The 1,898-nt window shown below is 34.6% G+C and carries 1 protein-coding gene; it reads right to left on the minus strand.

Annotated elements, in window-relative coordinates; genetic code table 11:
• Positions 1–159: 159 nt before the first annotated feature.
• A partial coding sequence (gene pepF, locus AB0N03_RS52205; protein WP_364388967.1) for an oligoendopeptidase F occupies positions 160–1,898 on the minus strand: 1,739 nt, incomplete at its 5' end.

Genomic DNA, 1,898 nt, shown 5'->3' on the forward strand with positions numbered 1-1,898 from the left:
CAAGGGGAAAAAGTCGGGTTAAAACTGGTACAGAAGCTAATGAAGCAAGTTCTCCGGTTATTTGTGTTTGACTTGAACGCATCCATTCTACTAACTCTGCTTTGACAACTGGTCGATTCATCATGGGGTTACTTGTACGTTTATATGTTTCAACCATTTTTAAAGATGGACTCCTTTTTCAACTAATTTTTCTAATTCACTCAATCGATTTTCAAAAAGCTCAAAGGCAGCATCTAAATAATCGGTAGATTCCATATCAACTCCAGCTTTGGCAATTACTTCTAAAGGATAAGCTGAGGAACCTGCCTTCAAATATTCAAGATATTTTTGACGATCCTCAGTTGAACCATGAACAACTTTTTCAGCTAAGAAAGTTGCCGCAGCAAAACCTGTTGCGTATTGAAAAACATAGAAATTATAATAAAAATGCGGAATTCTAGCCCATTCATACTGAATTTCTGGATTTTCTTTGACTGCTAAATTATAGTATTTTTCATTTATTTCGCCATAAAGTGAGTTTAAGTATTCACTTGTTAAAACTTCACCGGCAGCATCTGCTTCATGAATTTTTTGTTCAAATTCGGCAAATTGACTCTGACGGAAAACAGTTCCACGGAAACTATCAAGCCAGTGGTTCAAAAGGGCGAAGCGCTCCTTATCATCTTTACTTTCCTTTAATAAAGTTTCAGTTAAAATATTTTCATTTGTAGTTGAGGCAATTTCAGCTAAAAAGATTGGATAATCCCCATAAACATATGGTTGGTTTTCACGCGTGAAAGCACTATGCATTGAGTGCCCCATTTCATGAACTAAAGTAAAAAGATCATCTAACGTTTCTTGCCAATTTAGAAGCATAAAAGCATTGGTATCATAAGATCCACCTGAATAAGCACCCGAACGTTTTCCGATATTTTCTTCGACATCAATCCATCTTTGTTCAAAAGCTGCTTTAACTTTTCCTTTATATTCTTTACCAAATATCGCTAAAACTTCTTCTGCTTTTTTCACTCCATCTTCATAGTTAAATTTATAATCTAAATTAGATAATGGAGTATAGATATCATACATCTTTAAATCAGTAATTCCTAAAATTTTCTTGCGTAGTTCAATATAACGATGTAAAAGTGGCAAATGTTGATGAATGGCCTCCATCAAAACATCGTAAACTTTTTCTGGAACAAAATTATTAGCCAGAGTAGCTTGACGGGCTGAATCATAAGAGCGGATTTGGGCTTTAAGATTATGGACTTTTACATTAGTCTGTAAGGTCTTTGCATAAGTATGCTGATATTGTTCATAATTACTATAAAGTGCTTTGTAGGCTGCTTTTCGTACTCCCCTATTCTTACTTTCCATTAAGGAAGAGTAATTTCCATGCGTGAGTTGAATCATCTCATCAGATTCATTTTTGACCATAGGTAACTTAATATCCGCATTATCAAAAATTTCAAAAGTTTCTGAAGGACTTTCAAAAATTTCACCAGCCGCAGCCAATAACTTTTCCTCTTTTTGACTAAGAATATGCGCTTTTTTTGCAAAAAGGCGCTCAAACATATGGTCATAGTTTTTTAATTTTTGAAGCTCCCCCAACCATTTGTTATAAACTTCTTTTGAAATTTTCAAAAATTCAGGTTCATAGAAGGCATAGACCTCTCCGAATTTCACATAGAGGGCTGTTGCTTTTGATTGATACTCCTGATATTTAGCCTCTCTGGTATCTTGATCATTTTTCATAGAAGCATAAACATATAGTTTTTCAACTTGTTGAGAAATGGATAGCATTTTTTCGGTAATTGTCAGAAGACTTTCAGCTGAATCAAGTAAATGACCAGGGTCTGTCTCTTCAACGAGTGAAAGTTCGCTTTTTATTCTAGTTAGCTCTGCTTCCCATTCTTTAT

The organism is Amycolatopsis sp. NPDC051061, assembly GCF_040682935.1.
In the GTDB taxonomy this organism is placed as follows: domain Bacteria; phylum Actinomycetota; class Actinomycetes; order Mycobacteriales; family Pseudonocardiaceae; genus Amycolatopsis.